The organism is Streptococcus rubneri (genome assembly GCF_004785935.1).
Lineage (GTDB): Bacteria > Bacillota > Bacilli > Lactobacillales > Streptococcaceae > Streptococcus > Streptococcus rubneri.
In genome coordinates this window covers 105,617-124,014 of sequence record NZ_SRRP01000001.1, presented here as the reverse complement: position 1 = coordinate 124,014, position 18,398 = coordinate 105,617, and the positions used below count along the sequence as shown (strand labels likewise).

The window sequence follows — 18,398 nt, the reverse complement described above, 5'->3', positions numbered from 1 at the left end:
AATCGGTAATTCGTTAGAATTCGATTTCGTCGTCCCACCTCCGCACAGTTGAGTAGGGCTATAAAAGCTGATGAAATCAGCGTAGTAGAGCCCACTCAACCACTGCGTCTTGCTCGACAATCCAAAGACAATTGAGAGGCTAGGACTTTTGTCCCAGCCTCTTCTGTAACCGCTTATAACTCGGTTCGATTTTCAATAGCTCGAAGAAGGGTCACTTCGTCCGCATACTCGATATCGGCTCCGACAGCTAATCCACGCGCCAAACGGGTCACTTTGATGCCAGCTGGTTTGAGGACGCGTGAGATATACATAGAAGTCGCTTCACCATCTGCAGTTGCATTGGTCGCCACAATGACTTCTTGGACCTCATGATCCATTAATCGTGTAATCAAGGACTTGAGGTTAATATCATCCGGTCCAACCCCATTCATGGGCGAAATCAAGCCATGGAGGACATGATAGCGACCGTGGTACTCCTGGATATTTTCCATGGCTGAAACATCTCGGCTATCTTCTACCACTAAAATGGTCGATGGATCACGAGACTCATCTCGACAAATGGCACAATCTTCTTCATCTGTCAGGTTTCCACAGATGGAGCAATAGCCTAATTCCCGCTTTGCTGATAAGAGATTTTTTGCAAACTCATTGACATCATCATCACTCATTCCAATGGTATAAAAGGCCAGACGAGTTGCCGTCTTGATCCCAATACCAGGGAGCTTCGAATAACTTTCAATTAATTTAGCGATGGGAGTTGGATAAAGCATAGCTTCCTTTCTAATTCATAGGGTGTTTTTGCTGGTAGAGATTGATAATTTCTCTCGTAATATTATGACTGACGGTCGCTTGGAGATTGGTATTATGTGGGAAGACCACTGCAACGGCAATCTGAGGATTATCAGACGGTGCATAGGCCACCACATTGGTATTAATGGCTGGGGTTCCGCCATTTACAAAGGTTTCCGCTGTTCCTGTTTTGGCACTGATCGAAACTGCAGCCCCTTCTCCAACAGCCTTCCCTGTTGTTAAACCACTAGTTCCATTTGCCACTTGATAAAAACCTTGTTTGATCAAGGAGAGATTTTCAGGAGTAAGTGCGACTTGGTTGAGCTCTTTGGTAGGGATCTCTTCCTTCAGTGGTCCCAAGCCTCCTTTTGCATCATTCTCATAGACCCCTTGAACTAGGTGAGGGGCTACCCGTTTCCCATCATTGGCGATGGTTGCGACATATTGAGCTAATTGCATCGGGGTATAATTATCAAACTGTCCAAAGGCATCGCTCAAGTAATTTCCGACTGAAAACTCTTTTGGAACAAACCCTGTTGATTCATTTGGAAGATCAATTCCCGTTGGAGCTCCAAGTCCATAAGAGGCAAAGGTAGACCGTAGTTTTTCCATAGCAGGATCCAACTGATCTGTCTTTAAAAGCATATTCGGGTGGTAAGGTTGCCCCATAAGATTAAGAGCCACCTGTACCATGTAGGTGTTGGAGGAATATTCGAGGGCTTGAACTGCATCAATCTCTCGGCTTCCAAATTGAGTAAACCAAGAGGTCAAAGGAGCAGAACCAGCAAATACAATCGGTTGATCCACCAAAACCTGATTCCCAGAAATGGCACCATTCTCCCAACCAGCAGTCAGAGTGGCTGCCTTGACCACTGACCCTGGAACAAAGACATTGGTCACTGTCCCCAAGGCATCTGCAGTGAGATCTTGCGAACCTGCTTCATGCTTCATCCCAGCCATGGCCAAAATTTTTCCTGTTTTCGGATCCATGGCGACTGCATAGACCCCTTCAGAGTAGGTCGCATTGCCAGCAGCTAATTCTGCTTGGAAGGATTTCTTCAAGATTTCCTCGACCCCTTTTTGAAAATCGAGATCAATGGAGAGTTTGATATTCTTCCCCTTGCTTCCTTTGGAAAGAGTTTTGATCTTTTCTACATTTCCATTCTTATCCAAATGGATTTCTTTTTCAACGCGTTTCCCTTGGAGCACTGCTTCATATTCTTTTTCCAGATAGGAGGTACCGACCCGATCATTGAGTGCATAACCTTTTTTCACATAGTCATCTACTTCTTCAGCAGGTAAGCCCGCTTGTTCTGTAGAGACACTTCCAATAATAGAAGCCAAGGGTGTATCAGCAACCTTTCGGTCCCATCCTGTAATCACTTCGAATCCTGGAAATTCTTTCAGATGGTCCCTGACCGAAGTGACCTGTTCCTCAGACATAGGATCTGTTACAATGGTTGCGCTGGCAAAATTCTCGACGGCATTCATTTGGCTAAAAAGATAGATTGCCTTCTTTTCCTCATCCGTATACCCCAATTTGGCCGGGTCAATACTGTCCACCGCATATTGGTAGATTTTCGCTTCTGGGAGAGGATTCCCGTCAGTATCAATACGGTGCTCTTTTGGAAGCTTGGACACTACCTCTTGATAGACGTCCGTATTAGCCAGATAAAAATCAACTTCTTGGCGCTTGGTAACCTGAGGATTTGAAACCTCCACATAACTCAGAAGAGCCTGAGCTGTCTGACGCATTTGAGCAGCTGTAAATTTGTTGCTACGGGTAAAAGACAAGACCTGCTTGTCCACATTTTCGACCAAGGGTTTGCCAGATGCATCATAGATTTGCCCTCGCAAACTACCTCTTGTCAGATGTTTTTTAGTGGCTTTGGCCAATTTTTGCGTATAAAATTCTTGATGAGTGATTTGCATATAGCCCAGACGAGCAATCAAAATCAAAAAGAGGGTACATACAATACTAAATAAAAGATACAATCTTCTGGTAATCCAACGATTATCAAATTTTCTCACTCTAACTTGCGCTTTTTTCGGACGCTTAGATTTTCGAGCCATACCTCTCCTTTCCATCTTATCCGAATCCCACTGCATCCAATCTGAAAACACCTCCTTCGAAAAAGAAGGCTATTTTCAAAAAGAAGCAAAGGGAATTTCTTATTTAAAACTCAACCTCCATTATAGCACATTTCGTTAGGTCGCGAACTGTTGGGAACGAGAAAAAGCAAAATTCACACCTAGTATTTCTGATAGAGAATCACATAAACATTCAACTTCTTTTTGTGAAGCTGGGTAAGGATACATTCGACTGAAAAATCATAAGCAACATTTCTTGTTTACTAAAGTGTCGTAGCTTTCTTCAAATCACAAGAAACAGGAGACTGGATATTTTTTGGTATAATAGAAGCATCGACAAAGTTAGTAAAGGAAACGATATGAAACTAATCTCATGGAATATTGACTCATTAAATGCCGCCTTGACGAGTGACTCTGCACGCGCGAAGCTCTCGCAAGACGTCCTCCTTACCTTGGTTGCAGAGAATGCGGATATCATTGCCATTCAGGAAACAAAATTATCTGCCAAAGGACCAACGAAAAAACACTTAGAGGTCTTAGAAGAGCTGTTCCCTGGATATGAAAACACTTGGCGGTCCTCTGTAGAACCCGCTCGTAAAGGATATGCAGGAACCATGTTCCTCTACAAAAAAGAATTGACACCAACGGTAACCTTCCCAGAAATCGGTGCTCCCTCTACCATGGATGTCGAGGGTCGAATTATTACTCTTGAATTTGATGACTTCTTTGTGACCCAGGTCTATACTCCGAATGCTGGGGATGGGCTCAAACGCCTAGAAGAACGCCAAATCTGGGATGCCAAATACGCAGACTACCTGGCGGAACTAGATCAACAAAAACCAGTTCTGGCTACAGGCGACTACAACGTAGCCCACAAGGAAATCGACTTGGCCAATCCAGCTAGCAACCGTCGTTCCCCAGGCTTTACCGATGAAGAACGGGCAGGCTTCACCAACTTGCTAGCCAAAGGATTCACTGATACCTTCCGCCACTTGCATGGGGACCTTCCAGATCAATACACCTGGTGGGCGCAACGTAGCAAGACTTCTAAAATCAACAATACAGGCTGGAGAATTGACTACTGGCTCACTTCTAACCGAATTGCGGACAAAGTGACTAAATCAGCTATGATTGACTCCGGCGCCCGTCAAGACCATACACCAATTGTCATGGAGATTGAGCTCTAAGGAGAAAACGAATGGACTATCAAGCTGTCATTCCTGAATTTGTCGTATCGGATATCGAGAAATCGCGGCGCTTCTACTGCGACTTGCTGGGATTCTCTGTTGAATACGCGCGTCCAGAGGAGAAATTTCTCTTCCTCTCACTTGAAGACTGCCAACTTATGCTAGAAGAAGGCAGCGCAGAAGAATTAGCCCAACTGACTTATCCTTTCGGGCGAGGTGTCAATATTTCCTTTGGCATCAAGGATGTCCCTCAGCTCCACCAAAAACTGCTGGAAGCTCAATATCCCATCCATCGTCCTCTGACAAAAAGAGAATTTCGAGTGGGAGATAACTTTATTTATCCCCATGAATTTGCGATTTTGGATCCAGATGGTTACTTTTTAAGATTTAGTGAATAAGAAGAAGGAGGCTACTGGCCCCTTTTTCAATAGGGAAATATGAATTGACAGACCTGTAAATCCAGTGCAAAAACCTTTACTAAAGCCCATGAAATCAACATGTCAAAGAACTTTGATAGCCCTTTTTTATAAAATTGAGTAGAATGAAATCAGGAAGCGAGGAAATCTTATGCAAGTCGGGAAACAAATTCAGCACTATCGTAAAGAGAAAAACTTATCTCAAGACGAATTAGCTGAAATCATCTTTGTCAGCCGTCAATCCATTTCCAACTGGGAACGCGGCGCAACCTATCCTGATATTCAAAACCTGCTCTTACTAAGCAAGGTCTTTGAAGTGTCACTGGACAAACTAGTCAAAGGAGATTTGGAAACCATGAAACAAATTATTCACGACCAAGAATTTATGCGCTATCAAAAAGATGGAGTGGTCTTTAGCTTACTGCTAATTGGCAGTCCTATCATCAGCACTCCCCTCATTCTTTATTTGGATGGATACGGCATCGCTATTAGTTGCTTGATTCTTGCTGTCGCTATATTCTACGCCCTACGCATTGAGAAATTCAAGAAAAAGCATAATCTTCGTACTTATCGCCAGCTTGTCGCCTATGAACAAGGACGCAGTCTGAGCGAGATTGAAGAAGCAGAAGAAAGGGGTAAAGCTCCCTACGAAGGAATCCTCATTCCTATTCTATTTGTCCTTGGAATTGGCGCTATTACTCTACTGATTTCTTGGCTCTTACTTACTTTCTTCCCTATCAAATAAAAGCGAAGTCATCAGACCTCGCTTTTTAACTGTCTTTAAAGTTATAGAGTTGCGGATAGTGATCACATTCAGGATTTTTCGGATGGCAAATAGCCCGTCCAAAATAGATCATGGCCTGATGAGCTGGGAGCCAGCGTTCAGGAGGAAGAACGTCCATGACTCGTTTTTCCACTTCTAATGGTGTTGCTGACTTCTTGACGATGTCATGGTGCTTGCAAATCCTCTCTACATGGGTATCAACAGCAAAGGCAGGAATTCCGAAACCGACACTCATGACCACATTGGCTGTTTTGCGTCCCACTCCGGCTAAACTCTCCAGTTCCTCCCGTGTCTGAGGGACTTGCCCATTAAAGTTATCCAACAATTGTTGGGCACATTTTTTGAGAAACTTAGCCTTATTGCGATAGAGACCTAATTTGGAAATATGCTTGGCAATGTCAGCTTCACTAGCGACCGCCATGGCTTGAGGAGTTGGGAAGGCTTCAAACAAGGCAGGAGTTGCCTTATTAACCGCCGCATCCGTTGTTTGAGCAGAGAGCATCACCGCTACTAATAATTCAAAATGGTTGCGAAAATCCAAACTTGGCTGAGCATCCGGAAAGAGGGCAATAATTTCTTCAATCACATGACGGGCCCGTTTTTTTGATAAAACCATAACTTCTCCTTTGCATTACTAGAATCTATTATAGCATGAAGAACCAGTTACTTTACAGAATCAGCTTAGCAAAATAGGACTAGCCCTTAGCTAGTCCTATTATCTTAAGTTTTTCTATACTAATCTCTTCAAGAAAGTCATTAAGGTTTGAGCAGAACGCTCGCCAGCCTGAACAATAAATTCATCAAAAGAGATATTAGCTGCGTGATCTGCCGTGTCACTCATAGCCCGAATGACCATGAAAGGACGACCAGCTGCATGAGCCGCTTGGGCAATGGCTGCCCCTTCCATCTCAACTGCCAATACTTCTGGGAAATGTTCTCGAATCGCTGCGACTTTTTCTTCACTCGCGATAAAGCTATCCCCAGTCGCAATCAGGCCAACATGGGTCGGTGTTTGTTCCTCAGCTAGAACTTTTTTCATCTCTGAAACAAAATAGCGGCTGGATTCAAAGTAAAGAGGTTGCCCCGCCATCTGGCCATAGTCATAACCAAAAGCTGTCACATCGACATCATGGTAGGCCAATTTGTCCGCTAGGACGATATCACCAACAGCCATCCCTGGTGCTACGGCACCTGCAGAACCTGTATTGATAATGGCTTCCACCTTAAAATCGTTTGCCAACACAGCCACACTCATGGCTGACATGACTTTTCCGATACCACTTTCAACCAAGACCACTTCATGGCGACCAATCGACCCTGTATAGTAGACCTTTCCTAGGCGAAGGTGTTTCTCTCCGTTCTGCAAAGCTTCCACTAAGATTTTTAATTCTTGTGGCATGGCCGCAATGATTCCAATTTTCATAATCGTAACTCCTTTGGTAGACGCTCCTTATAAGCGCCAGATTGCAAGAATTAACAAGATGAGGAGCAGGATGACCCAAAATAAGATCTTATTCAATTTTGATTGAATCACCTCATCTTTTTGGTTCTCAATCCGACGACTCTTAGTCACTGTAGGTTGGACTCTGATTGGAATAGTCTCCTGAGGATACGATGCTCCACGTCCACTGTCTACTTCCCTTGAAGTCACTGGTCGTTCATAACCAAATCCCCTGTTTCCTGTCGGGAGAACTTTTGTTTCTTCTTCATCAAAGAGCGGGGGACCAGAGATCGCTTCTCCCCGGTTTGCCCGTTCAATCATATCATCGGTTAATAAAGGTTTGCCCATCGGTGTCTCCTCTATTCTTTATTTGTCTTGTAGGTGTTTCCAATATTGAACTGCCATAATCGTTTTGGCATCGCAGATATCGCCCGTTTGGATCAACTCCTCAGCTTCTGCTAAAGTCACCTCAAGTAGTTCCAAGGTCTCGTCTTCATCTTGGGGGCGAGGATTTTCCACTTTTTTCAAGTTGGTCGCAACATAGAGTTTGATCCGTTCGTTGCAAAATCCAATAGCAGAATAAAAATCATACAACAAATCTAAATCCGCTGTGTAACCAATTTCTTCTTCCAACTCACGCAGAGCGGCTGCTTGAGGATCCGCATTTTCACCCTTTTCCAACTTCCCTGCAGGGACCTCTACGGAAGTCCGCTCGATCGCCTTGCGGTACTGCTTGACCAAAATGGTCTTGCCCTCATCTGTGATCGGTAAAACCGCTACTGCTCCATTATGAAAAATCAAATCACGCTGCGCTTGACCTTTTCCGTCAGGTAGTTCCACTTGATCTGTAACTACTTGGAAAATCGGTCCTTGATAAATCTCCTTGCGCTCAATGGTTTTTTCTTCAAATTGCATGAAAATCTCCTATTTATTTTTAGGATGGTGGGGAAGACGAGTTGCGTACTCATCCTTATTGACTTGACGACCACGACCAATCGCAATCGCATCTGCCGGTACATCTTTGGTAATGGTGGATCCAGCACCGACTAGGGAATTATCCCCGAGCTCAACTGGCGCAATGATGGTCGAATTCGAACCGACGAAGACATTGTTGCCAATAAGGGTCTTGTATTTATTTTTCCCATCATAGTTTACGGTGATGGTTCCTGCACCAAAGTTGACGTCACTGCCAACTTCACAGTTCCCAATGTAAGTCAAATGACCCGCTTTGGTATTTTCGCCAATAGACGAACCTTTGACTTCGACAAAGTTTCCAATATGGACATCTTTTGCAAGGCTAGAACCTGGACGAATATGGGCATATGGTCCTACCGTTACGCCATCGGCTACCGTGCTCTCTTCAATCATAGAGTTGGTGATGACAGCACCTGCACCAATTTCACTGTCAACGATATAGGTACCATTAGTTAAGACGGTTTCAGCCCCAACTTTTGTGTGCCCTTTTAGGGTAACATTGGCTTCGATTTGTACCTCAGGAGCGATCTCAACATCGACATCGATATAGGTCGCATCAGGATTGACAAAGCTCACTCCATTGACCATATGAGCTTGGTTAATGCGACGACGCATGATGCCTTCTGCTGTTGCAAGGGCTACGCGGTCGTTAACCCCAAGACTTTCATCAAAGTCTTTGAGCGTATAAGCTCCGACTTTTTCACCAGCTTCACGGAAAATCCCAATCACATCTGTGATATAGTATTCACCTTGGGCATTGTTAGTGTTGATATTCTTTAAGGCTTCAAAGAGGCGGGCATTGTCAAAAACATAAGTCCCTGTATTGATTTCTTTGATTTGCTTTTCAAAATCTGTCGCATCTTTTTGCTCGACGATGCGAAGCACTTCCGCATTGTCATTACGGACAATCCGGCCATAACCAAATGGATTCGCTGCTTCGGCTGTTAAAATCGTTGCCACATTTTTGTGGTTGATATGAAAATCGATCAAGTGTTTGAGGCTTTCACCCGTAATCAAAGGTGTATCCCCTGCGATGACAAGGGTGTGGCCTTCAAGAGCTTCCAAGACTGGCTCTGCCATCATAACTGCATGACCAGTTCCCAATTGTTCGGTTTGTTTGACAAACTCGGTTTGTCCAGCTAAGACTTGCTCCACCAATTCAGCCTTGTGGCCCACAACCGTTACAGTCTTTTCGGGTGAGATGGCTCCAACACTACGGAAAACATGCTCCAACATAGAGATCCCAGCAACCTTGTGAAGAACCTTCGGCAAATCTGATTTCATACGGGTACCTTTTCCCGCTGCTAAAATAATGGCATAATTTGGCATAGACATTCTCTTTTCTGTACAATATCGCTTACATTATACCATTTTTTAGCCCTTTTGGAAAATAAGACCCAAACCAAAGGGAGTGGGAAAGAACTTCGACTAATTAAAAAGAGTTCGTTTTCCCACCCCCGCACAGCTCCAACAGTCTGGGAGACTGTTGGAGGTTGCAGATAAAGAAAACATTGTTTTCCATCTTCATAGGTCATCTTTGGAGCTAAGTAGCGAACAAAGATGCCAATCAACCACTGTGTCATACAGTTATTCCTATTAAACATCGAAGGCTGGACAGTTTTTGCCCAGCCTCGTTCTATAATGGATAAACCTTGCGAAATTCTTCTAAAACCACCTTGCTGTCAGGTGTAAAAGTCAGTCCTGCTTCTCCTAAGCAGTCTTTGAAAAAGTCTTCATGAACCTGACGCCAATAAGCTAAGGATTTGTCTCCTTCACCTTCCTTGTAGGCATGGTCGGCTGACACTTGATGAAAAGGCTGAATGGAAACCTTTGTAACTTCGACAATGCAGACAGCTTGATTTTGACTGTCTATAATGATATCAAAGGTCCCTTCTTGTGGAAGGGGTTCGTCCTCTACTGCGTAAAGGTCGTAAGCTGAGGCAGTTGCTGTTTTTTCGCCTGTAAACACCAGATCCGCTAAAAGGTCTGGTTCCACTCCAAAGGCCCAGGCATCCATCTCATCTCCGATAGAGGGGTTGATTTGCTTGTAGGCATTCCACATTTCTTGCGGTGTCATAGGTTGCTCCTTTGTATTTTTTTACTTTCTTCTTTTACACGTTTGAGATGATGTGGATGGTCAATCTCTAAATTAAAAATCTCTGGAATAGAACTGTAATGGAGAATACATTCGATACCCATCTGATTCATTTTTTGTATGAAAGAAGTATTCAGATAGCCTGCTACAGCAAAATCAATCTTGTTCTTCCTTGCTTTATCCTGTATCTGTCTCAGCATTTCTAACATAATAGGACTTTCCATATTATGCCATTGACTGTTCCTCACAGTCGCAAAAACAAAAGAAGTCAAATCATTCATTCCCACTACAATCTTTGAAATACCAGTTTCCAGTATCCTGTCCAAGTCAAAATAAGCTGATGGTAATTCAATCATTGTTCCAACTTTTCCAGTAAAACCATGCTGGCGCAATACTCTAATAGCTTGTTTTAACTGTTCAGCATCATTGACAAAAGGAAAAATAAGAGACAGATTGGGATTGGTTTGATAAACTTCTGTAACGACATGTGCCTCAGCCTGAAATTCATCTGGACACGCCAATAAACGCCTAGTCCCTCTATATCCAAATAAGGGGTGGCGTTCGTCAAAATACTCTTTAGTACCGTCTAGACTATTTGCTTCTGCATTTGTTAACTCTGAAAAGCGATACCAGACTTCTTCATTTGAGTACAAATGACAAATAGTGTCTAGATAATCTTTCACAAATTGCTGACAACTTGCTAATATGATGTTTTGATTAAGCTCTCTCAACAAATATTCGCCACGAATCATACCAACATGATGAAATAGTTGTGGGTAAATTTTTTCAACAATTCTTTCGCCACTAAGAGCCAGTTGATTTTGCATGTTTTACCTTCCAATTCCTATAGCTTGTCAGTTCTAATTCTGGAAATCCTCGTAACTCTGCCTTCACCTTCAATACTAAGGGAGAGGCATTTTCTTGGGTCATCTGCTCAATAGGAAGCCAAATTGCATTTGCTGAATCATTGCTTCCATCATGAACCTCCTGAGGAAGGGATTGTTGAGAGCTCTCGAAATCGAGTACGATATCATAAAAGGCCATGATATGGTGCACAGCGAAGTCTTGCCCTTCTTCTTGAACCAGCACATCATACATCCTAGGATTTGAATACTGGCTAAGCGTATAGCCTGTCTCTTCCAAAACTTCTCTCTTGAGGGTTTCTGTCAACCCCTCACCGAGTTCCTGACTACCACCCGGTAGATCAAAACGATGCTGATAAGGACCTCTCGTTTTCTCAATGCAGAGTAATTTTCCATTCTCATAGCAAACACCATAGACACCAAAGTGATTTTTGATTTCCATTTTCCACTCTTTCTAACAGTCCAAGATTGCTAGCTCATCTTATCCCTTAAAAGGAAAGAGGCTATAAATTTCATGCTCCTTGATATACTTCTTGAGTATCTCTTTATTCTCTTCAATTTTTGCCTGAATATCTGTCTCTTTACAAGTTGACTCATCAATAAAAAGTTGAATCTTCAATAAATCTGTCAAGTATAGTAGACGGCGTTCCATTTCTGATTCAAGACTTGAAGCTTGCTCGATTTTTGCAAGCTTTTGCTCAAAGCTATCACCATTCAAAAACCTCTGATGAACTCTCCTTCTTATTTTTTGAGTGGATTCCTCCCCTTGTTCTAATGGAGATAAAAGGAGTTTTTTATAGGCAGATAGCTTATTTTCTGCCTCTCTTTCCAGATAGGCCAATAAAACCAGAGAGCTATCAACAAAGGTCCAAGTGTTATAATTTCCTTCAAATGGGACTTGTATGACACCCTCCAACAATTTCTTAGCCATTTCCTCTTGACCATCTAGATAAAGTAGATAGGCCAGATGATTCAGCGATTCGAGATAGCTAGCTTGGGTTTTCTTATTCTTTTTTGGGACCCGGTTTAAATACGATACTAACTCAAGATCATTTTCAACCTCTTCGATTAGTTCTTTCACTTTCATTTCTTTTCTCCTATCCAGTTCACTTTTTGTTACTGAGAAAGGCTTTTCTCAGGTCAATCTTACCGAAATAGATATTCTTTCGCTGTCGCTTGGACGTTTGGGGAAAGGTAGCGCTCTATCAAGTCACCTGTCCCTACAATATATTCCTCCAGAGGGACATCTTCCCTTTGGCCCCAAAAATTTGAAAAAGCGAAATAGAACTCCAAAAACTCCGTCAAACTTTCGCTGAGTTTGTAGAAATTTGTATCTCCAGGACTGCTCGCGTAAACTGGAGAACTGTCATCTTTCATATCACAGAAAAGAATATCATCTGTATCTGTAGTAGCGAATATCTGGTATTGCCCTTCACTAAACTGAAGAATATCTTGTAAGGCCCAAGATTCAACTGTCCTTGCAGGAGAATCTAATGCCAACAAAATGATATTAAAATTTTGATTAGCAAAAAATAAATCCTCATTGAAGACTATATGTTGATAATAATCAAGTAATTCTCCTGTCAAATTGGAGGACTGGATCCTTAATTTTTCATCTGAAAAACTCACCGATTGGGGAATAAACGTTGTTTCCTCATAGAGTTTAATGATCTTTTTTAATACAGTCACTACTGCCATTTTTCTCTCCTTAGTTATTCCTCTTATATCTCCTTTAAGAATTCCAGCCACATCTTCACCTCTGGATTTATATCATGTGCAATCTCAGCATGCTTCCTATAATCCATATCCAAGTAGCCTTGTTCATTCCGGAAAATAATACCTTGTTCATAACATACTTTAAAGGTTGTGAGCATGGATTTCAATGACCAATATTCGACCTGAGGTTCCTCTTCAAATACATAAAAACCAAGTATTTGCCCCTGAGCTTCTGAAGCTAGGTTCATGGCATAAAAATCTCCCCCTCCACTGGCAAAAATTGGGAACCAAGACTTGTCCCAACCATTCCTTTCTCTTAGTTCCAAGTAAGTCTGGATACTCTCTTCCAGAGACATCAAATAGAAACCAGGAAAAAATGCCAGCTCACCAAGTGTGATTCCCTCACAATCTTTTGATCCGTTTCTCCAAGTATAAAGGGCACGCAAGTCCTGGGTTGGCTGCAACGGGATTTCCTCAAATAACTCTTTAGTTTTTTGAGAGGATAGTCCCGAATTTAGATGGTCTACACAAGGATAATCTAGCTGTTGGAGACTTTTTTCAATCTCATTTAATAATTGGCTGATGTTTCCCATTTTTCTCCTTAAATAATTAATCTAACATAGATACACTTGGCAAATGTTTTTTCAAAAAGGCTCTCATATTCTTAGTATTTCCACCATCATAAAAAAACCTTAAATTTATCATTTTTTCTAGTATTTCAAGCAAACCATGATTTTTTATGACATTGGTATTGGATAAATCCAAATAATATATTTTTGATAACTCGAGAAACTTTACATCAGACAAATTTTTACTATTATTTATTGATAGAAATATTAAATCCTCAAGATTAGATAAAAAATTAAAATCACTAATTCTAGAGGAATATCTGTGACTAAAATACCTTAAAGTTTTTAGGGATGAAATATTATCTAAAACTTCCAACTTTGGAACTCTCAAAATATTTAGCATCTTAATTCCAGAATGTTCAGGAAATATAATTTCTCTAACATTAACACTTCCCCAAATATCTAATCTCTCTAAATTAATAAATTCTGATAAATCTAAAATTTCATCTTTTGCACCAAAAATATCTAAACGCTTGATATCTCTTGAAACATTGCTTTCTGATAACTTTATATCATATATGGTATTGTCATTATCCCCTACACAATATCGTTGAAAAACAATAGCATTTAAACGATTGTAATTCACAACCCCATAATCTCCTTTCAAAATGGGAAGAATATCATTCATATCGATTAATGGTTTGATTTTTAAAAATTCGTCTTTTGAATCAATAGAATTTTTTGTTAATTCATAGTAATAGTACGTGTTCGTCATTTTCCTTACCCATTAAATATACTGCTTATTGAAAGCTAGTAGCGCCCCAATAGCATTTTTCGGTTTATCATCGACCACTCAAAGATATATAAGACTAAGAACTAGGCTTGCTTGCAGAGCATTATTGAAGACCGTTGCTTTATTCTCTATATAAGGGATTCTTATTATTCAATCCCATCCTCTTTGTTATACTCTATCATGCATTTTACCGCATATTCCACCCATTCCCAAAAGTCATTAAACTCTTTCCGTTGCTCCCATCCTTCGGCAGCAAAATCATGAATGAGTTGGACCTTATTGCCCTTTCCTATTTCAAAACAAGCTGTATTATCACAATCTCCTCTTTTAGCAAATGGAATCAACTTTCTGCTTGGGTACCTTTCCTGCAATCCCTTGTACAGAGATAGAGCCCATTCTGAATCCAACAGATTCCAACAATCAAAATCAACTAAATTGAGTTCGATCAATTTTTTAAACGATTCAGGATACTGAAATATCCTTTCGTCCAGTAAATAGTTCTTCATTTCTTTTCTCCTACCGGTTTCTTTCGTCAGGATATTAATCAGTATATCCGCACTTTCACTCCGCCCTAATAAGTCGTTTTGACTATTTCTCCCGAACGAATATAGGTCTTAAAGAAGTTTTTAGGAACAGAAGCAATCTTAGGTGTAATGGATAAGCCATAGTTTGCAAAATTTAAAGCCAACTTCTTAGAATCGATTGAATCATAATACTCAACATACAATCTGCATAAGTTCACTTTGGTGATAGAAAAATGTTTCAACAACCAATCCTTCTCAAGATCCTTCTCGGGATCTATGCTCGAAAATACGGTAGGATAGGATGCATACTGAGCAGTAAAATTGATGGCCTCTTGGACAGCCTTTTCCAATTCAGCTTGATCCATGCCATTTCTATAATCGATAGAACCTAATCGCGTCCGTAAAGCACAATCCACTTCTTCTAACAGTCCCGCGTCCAGAAAGAGGGGGTGAAGGCCAACATTCACAAAATAGGCACTACCATCTGATTTTCGTTGAAAATAGATGACCGTATAAAAATCATGATCAATTTTATAATAGTTATGGGTTCGCTTTAGTCGCGAAAAGCCATTTTTTACGAAGAGTTCTTTGGCCTCTTTCATTTCTTTACCTCTCTTCTAACAGGATGTGGAGAGTTCCTCATTGCACTTTACTAGGAATCTAAATGGATATAGGTGATTCCTATAACTTTCCCGTTCTCAATCGCATATTGCTTAACAGAATGAATGGAACTGATCAAACCTTCCTTACAGATTTCCTCTAGGGTTGCTGGCACTATTTGACCCTTTAATTTAAAATCCCGAGCCTTATCTATCTCCCCCACATCATCAATAGACGTCCAAAAGAGCATATATTCATCGCAATAAAAATAGATCTGATCATCATAGAACTCAGGTATTTTACAGAACTCAACTACATACATTATTACTGCATTGAAGTCCGAACCTGAGTTAACTTAAAAGAAGTTAATGCGCTTCCCGTCTTTCCCTTTTTTAACATCTGAAATAATATCTCTCACTATCTGAACGTCAAATTGTTCCGAAAAGATCAAAATTTTCTCTCGACTGCTCTCAGAAAACAAATAAGATGCTGCTAAGATAAATAAAAATGGATTTGTGACTTTGCCAATATGCTCAAGGTATTTAGGCTGAGTTACATAAGACATAATTCTATTAAAATCATCATCTTTAAGTACTAACTTTTTCATATAAATAGCAGCGCAAGCACCTGCAGCTTTCGAGAAGCTATTCGATTCCAAGGACTCATAAACAAATGATAAATTCTCTATTTTTGAATTCTCTAGATAGACAATGGCTAATGCTAGAGAGCGGTAGATTACAGGTGTTGGAATGTCTCTTAGAATCAATGACTTCAGATAGGGAATTTCTTCTGCGCAATCTGTTGCGGCCATGGCGTAGAGCAAGTACATTTGCGTTTCCCAAGCTCTGTTTTTCTCTATCTCCGTCTCTAAAGCACTATGTAAGTATGGCCCATATCCTTTTAGTCTGTCCTTTAAAATTTTCTTAGCTGCTTTCTTAACTAAAGGTGAACGCTTTGATGTTAATTCTTCTATGAGTGGCATATAGTCTCCTTGCTAAAATCATCATTTATTTGATCAAAAGAAAAATCCCTTCTTGCAAATTTTCACAGTAAGAAAATTAGTTTTATCTTAAGTTAGAAAAATTTGTACTTGAATAGCCTGATATTCGTTTATCTTAAACCAGTAATCCCGACTTGATTCAATTGTCATAGCGATAAATTGGGTATGTATATTTCCCATATTTTATAAACAACTAGTCTAAGATCGTTCCTAGAATCATCTTATTTTGCTCAGATATCTCAAATTCATCCATGAAATAGGTCAGAAAGTCATCAAGCAAGGGATGCCTAATTCCATCTATTGAGAGACCTTTTTTCTGACGTTCTTTTAATAAAACTAAGATTTCAATTGGGAAATATTGCCATAGTAAGGTATTGAAGTCTACTAAATGACTATCTCTGGTGTTCGCTAAATGATAATCACACATGGATAAAATTGTCTCTCTAAAAACAACATCATCCTCTGAAAAAATAGTTTCCATAACCTGTCTATAGGCATCATTCACATTCTGATAAGGATTCGTGTCCAAGGGTTGATATTTGGCATCACAAGCATTCTCCAGTAGGTTAGCAAGCCGATCACCCTCCCCATTTCCATAAAGAAAAACGACTAAAGGCAATAAACTCTTTGCTGAAAAGAAAATAATTTTTTCCCCTTTTTCAACTTGGGCTTCTTTAAAATAGGCTAATTTATCAATTAAAAATTCTACATAAGTATCATCTAAATAGGTAAGGGCAAATAAGATATTCAAACAAATATCTGTATCAAAGTTTGAGCCCCCTTTAGCCAAGTATTTAGCAGAAGCCATATCTGCCATTACAGAACAAAAACAGCCATTTAATAATAACTTGTAGTTTTCAGATGTTTTACTTTCTATAAAATTAGAGACTAGAGGATACGGACTTATAGAATCAATCATATCTATATGATCATACAGATATGATCTCATCTCACCATTTTCTTCATAGTTAACTTTAACGCTTTTCTTATCAGATTTTAGAGCTGTTAAAATGGCTTCAGTATTAGATAGGTTTTCTGCCTCTAAGTGAAAATCTCTTGCCTTCAGTATTTTATTTTTTATAGCAGTTAATTTTCTTTTTTGATTTTAAAGTGTTTTATTCATATTGACCTCTAACATTTCATTACTTACACTTAGACTACCACTGTCTTTTGAAACACATTTCTTCCTGTCTTCCTACATTCTTCAGTATATCACAAGGAAGAATTGATCCACTTCCCATCACCAAGCCATTCTTTCTTATCAATCCACCATCGTCCTTCTTGAAACACCATTCGAAAACGATAGAGAGTTTCTAAACCAGAACGATTCTCCTTTATATAAATATAAGCTTGATTCCCGTCATGCTCTTCATCAACGATGGGATGCGTTTCTAATTTATAGTCAAACGGAAACCGGACGGATAAAGATACTTCCCTTGCTCTGAGTATTTTTTTAGATCTACAAAACTGATCAAATATAGCAGCTAATTCATCCTTCAACATCTCATTATCGGCTTGGTTTCTTAGGCTCCTAGTGGCTTTTCTCTCCCAAGAATACATAGCCTGCATAAACTGGAGGAAGGTTTCTTTTGCTAGATTCGTATGGGTCATATTTCCTCCTACTTAAACAACGGGACTAAAGGTTCGTTTATTATGAAGACATCGGTCATAAAAAGCTGGATTAAAGGCATTTTTTACCCCTCACGTATGCAAACATGTGGTAACTCTCTTCTAAGAAGTTCCCTTTGCTTTTGATTTGTTCTTCCCGTTGTTAAAAAACGAAGATGTTTCAGACTCTTCAGGTAGCTAACTGTTGTTGCGTAGTTAAAAATAGACGTATCGACAAAATCCAAAAAACGGAGCTCACTAGATGGATGGATAAAATCCAATTCTGGTAATTTTTTATTTGCCGTAAATGAAAGATAGAGTAACTGATTTAAATCTCTAATAAAATTTAAGTTGGGCAACTTTACACCATAATCAAAGTGCAGATAACGCATGCCTTTATGAAAAGAAATGTTCTCTATCGTTTCCAAATTTGTCATGGAAGATATCCCTAGAGCTTTCACACAATCATTCTGGGGTAAGATGATCTTTCTTACTTTTCTAGCTCCAACTAATAAAATCTTTTCTACTTGTTCATATTTTGAAAAGTCTAGCACATCACTTTTACTTCCCATCAAGTAAATCACCCTTGTATTGCTAGGTAAAGAAAGCTGGTTAAAATCTACATCTTTCAGCATATCCTCTGGGTTTTCAACAATGTACTTTTGTCTTAATAAGCGATTGATAGTGATGAATTCTTTATAAGTCAATGTTTCGTCCAATAATGGTGCAATGTCTTCAATCGTACGTAGAGGCTCCATTACCATTAGATTCTCTCTTTCAGAAAATCCTTTTTTAATGATCTCTAAATATTTATCTAAACTGGTCATCATTCACCTCTTTTCATGAAAGTAATGCTTCGTTTTCTATTTTCAACCTAAATCATTTTACAATGACACCCTGACTAGAAGACTAAATCATCGCTTGTCGCCAAAATGTTAAAATCACGA

23 protein-coding genes are annotated in these 18,398 nt (G+C 40.0%); 3 read left to right on the top strand and 20 right to left on the bottom strand.

Features of this window, described 5'->3' with window-relative positions; all coding sequences use genetic code 11:
- Window positions 1-173: 173 nt before the first annotated feature.
- On the bottom strand, window positions 174-770 hold the full coding sequence (gene recR / locus E5S68_RS00785) for a recombination mediator RecR (protein WP_135781943.1): 597 nt from the start codon (window positions 768-770) through the stop codon (window positions 174-176).
- 10 nt (window positions 771-780) lie between these two features.
- Window positions 781-2,862 (bottom strand): penicillin-binding protein PBP2B, encoded by a 2,082-nt coding sequence (gene pbp2b / locus E5S68_RS00780; RefSeq protein WP_135781942.1) that lies wholly within the window; start codon window positions 2,860-2,862, stop codon window positions 781-783.
- A 377-nt stretch (window positions 2,863-3,239) separates the two neighbouring features.
- Between pbp2b and E5S68_RS00775 the strand changes: the two genes are divergently transcribed.
- From E5S68_RS00775 to E5S68_RS00755, 3 genes are all read left to right on the top strand, one after another.
- The gene (locus E5S68_RS00775) at window positions 3,240-4,067 is read left to right on the top strand and encodes an exodeoxyribonuclease III (protein WP_135781941.1); all 828 of its coding nucleotides are present in this window, start codon (window positions 3,240-3,242) and stop codon (window positions 4,065-4,067) included.
- A gap of 11 nt (window positions 4,068-4,078) precedes the next feature.
- Window positions 4,079-4,465 carry a bleomycin resistance protein gene (locus tag E5S68_RS00770; protein ID WP_135781940.1) on the top strand — a complete coding sequence of 129 codons (387 nt, stop codon included), beginning with the start codon at window positions 4,079-4,081 and terminating at the stop codon, window positions 4,463-4,465.
- A 169-nt stretch (window positions 4,466-4,634) separates the two neighbouring features.
- A complete protein-coding gene (locus E5S68_RS00755; RefSeq protein WP_135781938.1) occupies window positions 4,635-5,228 on the top strand; it encodes a helix-turn-helix domain-containing protein in 594 nt (197 codons plus the stop codon).
- Window positions 5,229-5,253: 25 nt separating this feature from the next.
- On the opposite strand, the gene nth is transcribed toward E5S68_RS00755, so the two are convergent.
- The 18 genes from nth to E5S68_RS00655 all read right to left on the bottom strand — a co-directional run bounded on the left by nth (window position 5,254) and on the right by E5S68_RS00655 (window position 18,278).
- Window positions 5,254-5,883, bottom strand: coding sequence for an endonuclease III (gene nth, locus E5S68_RS00750; protein WP_135781937.1), 630 nt, complete (start codon window positions 5,881-5,883; stop codon window positions 5,254-5,256).
- A 114-nt stretch (window positions 5,884-5,997) separates the two neighbouring features.
- Window positions 5,998-6,690, bottom strand: coding sequence for a 5'-methylthioadenosine/adenosylhomocysteine nucleosidase (locus E5S68_RS00745; protein ID WP_135781936.1), 693 nt, complete (start codon window positions 6,688-6,690; stop codon window positions 5,998-6,000).
- 27 nt (window positions 6,691-6,717) lie between these two features.
- Complete coding sequence (gene macP / locus E5S68_RS00740; protein ID WP_135781935.1) at window positions 6,718-7,056, bottom strand: cell wall synthase accessory phosphoprotein MacP; 339 nt, start codon at window positions 7,054-7,056, stop codon at window positions 6,718-6,720.
- A gap of 18 nt (window positions 7,057-7,074) precedes the next feature.
- Window positions 7,075-7,623 carry an NUDIX hydrolase gene (locus E5S68_RS00735; protein ID WP_135781934.1) on the bottom strand — a complete coding sequence of 183 codons (549 nt, stop codon included), beginning with the start codon at window positions 7,621-7,623 and terminating at the stop codon, window positions 7,075-7,077.
- A 9-nt stretch (window positions 7,624-7,632) separates the two neighbouring features.
- Complete coding sequence (glmU, locus tag E5S68_RS00730) at window positions 7,633-9,012, bottom strand: bifunctional UDP-N-acetylglucosamine diphosphorylase/glucosamine-1-phosphate N-acetyltransferase GlmU (RefSeq protein ID WP_135781933.1); 1,380 nt, start codon at window positions 9,010-9,012, stop codon at window positions 7,633-7,635.
- A 307-nt stretch (window positions 9,013-9,319) separates the two neighbouring features.
- A complete protein-coding gene (locus E5S68_RS00720; protein WP_135781932.1) occupies window positions 9,320-9,760 on the bottom strand; it encodes an ASCH domain-containing protein in 441 nt (146 codons plus the stop codon).
- Complete coding sequence (locus tag E5S68_RS00715) at window positions 9,757-10,605, bottom strand: putative PEP-binding protein (protein WP_135781931.1); 849 nt, start codon at window positions 10,603-10,605, stop codon at window positions 9,757-9,759. Before E5S68_RS00715 ends, E5S68_RS00720 begins: the two co-directional genes overlap by 4 nt.
- The gene (locus E5S68_RS00710) at window positions 10,583-11,083 is read right to left on the bottom strand and encodes an NUDIX hydrolase (RefSeq protein ID WP_135781930.1); all 501 of its coding nucleotides are present in this window, start codon (window positions 11,081-11,083) and stop codon (window positions 10,583-10,585) included. The genes E5S68_RS00715 and E5S68_RS00710 overlap by 23 nt, the downstream gene beginning before the upstream one ends.
- Before the next feature lie 39 nt (window positions 11,084-11,122).
- Window positions 11,123-11,728, bottom strand: a complete 606-nt coding sequence (locus tag E5S68_RS00705; RefSeq protein WP_135781929.1) for a DUF6707 family protein — start codon at window positions 11,726-11,728, stop codon at window positions 11,123-11,125.
- Between the two features lie 59 nt (window positions 11,729-11,787).
- On the bottom strand, window positions 11,788-12,390 hold the full coding sequence (locus tag E5S68_RS00700; protein ID WP_244297648.1) for a hypothetical protein: 603 nt from the start codon (window positions 12,388-12,390) through the stop codon (window positions 11,788-11,790).
- Window positions 12,363-12,950 (bottom strand): SMI1/KNR4 family protein, encoded by a 588-nt coding sequence (locus tag E5S68_RS00695; protein WP_135781928.1) that lies wholly within the window; start codon window positions 12,948-12,950, stop codon window positions 12,363-12,365. Before E5S68_RS00695 ends, E5S68_RS00700 begins: the two co-directional genes overlap by 28 nt.
- Before the next feature lie 16 nt (window positions 12,951-12,966).
- Window positions 12,967-13,701 (bottom strand): hypothetical protein, encoded by a 735-nt coding sequence (locus E5S68_RS00690; RefSeq protein WP_135781927.1) that lies wholly within the window; start codon window positions 13,699-13,701, stop codon window positions 12,967-12,969.
- A gap of 164 nt (window positions 13,702-13,865) precedes the next feature.
- On the bottom strand, window positions 13,866-14,225 hold the full coding sequence (locus E5S68_RS00685) for a hypothetical protein (RefSeq protein WP_135781926.1): 360 nt from the start codon (window positions 14,223-14,225) through the stop codon (window positions 13,866-13,868).
- A 65-nt stretch (window positions 14,226-14,290) separates the two neighbouring features.
- The gene (locus E5S68_RS00680) at window positions 14,291-14,845 is read right to left on the bottom strand and encodes a DUF4304 domain-containing protein (protein WP_135781925.1); all 555 of its coding nucleotides are present in this window, start codon (window positions 14,843-14,845) and stop codon (window positions 14,291-14,293) included.
- A gap of 353 nt (window positions 14,846-15,198) precedes the next feature.
- Window positions 15,199-15,825 carry a hypothetical protein gene (locus E5S68_RS00670; RefSeq protein ID WP_135781923.1) on the bottom strand — a complete coding sequence of 209 codons (627 nt, stop codon included), beginning with the start codon at window positions 15,823-15,825 and terminating at the stop codon, window positions 15,199-15,201.
- Between the two features lie 211 nt (window positions 15,826-16,036).
- Window positions 16,037-16,792: a hypothetical protein gene (locus E5S68_RS00665; RefSeq protein WP_234697739.1), complete on the bottom strand. Its 756-nt coding sequence runs from the start codon at window positions 16,790-16,792 to the stop codon at window positions 16,037-16,039.
- Window positions 16,793-17,055: 263 nt separating this feature from the next.
- Window positions 17,056-17,454 carry an NTF2 fold immunity protein gene (locus tag E5S68_RS00660; RefSeq protein WP_135781922.1) on the bottom strand — a complete coding sequence of 133 codons (399 nt, stop codon included), beginning with the start codon at window positions 17,452-17,454 and terminating at the stop codon, window positions 17,056-17,058.
- A gap of 83 nt (window positions 17,455-17,537) precedes the next feature.
- On the bottom strand, window positions 17,538-18,278 hold the full coding sequence (locus E5S68_RS00655; protein WP_135781921.1) for a hypothetical protein: 741 nt from the start codon (window positions 18,276-18,278) through the stop codon (window positions 17,538-17,540).
- Between the last annotated feature and the right edge of the window lie 120 nt (window positions 18,279-18,398).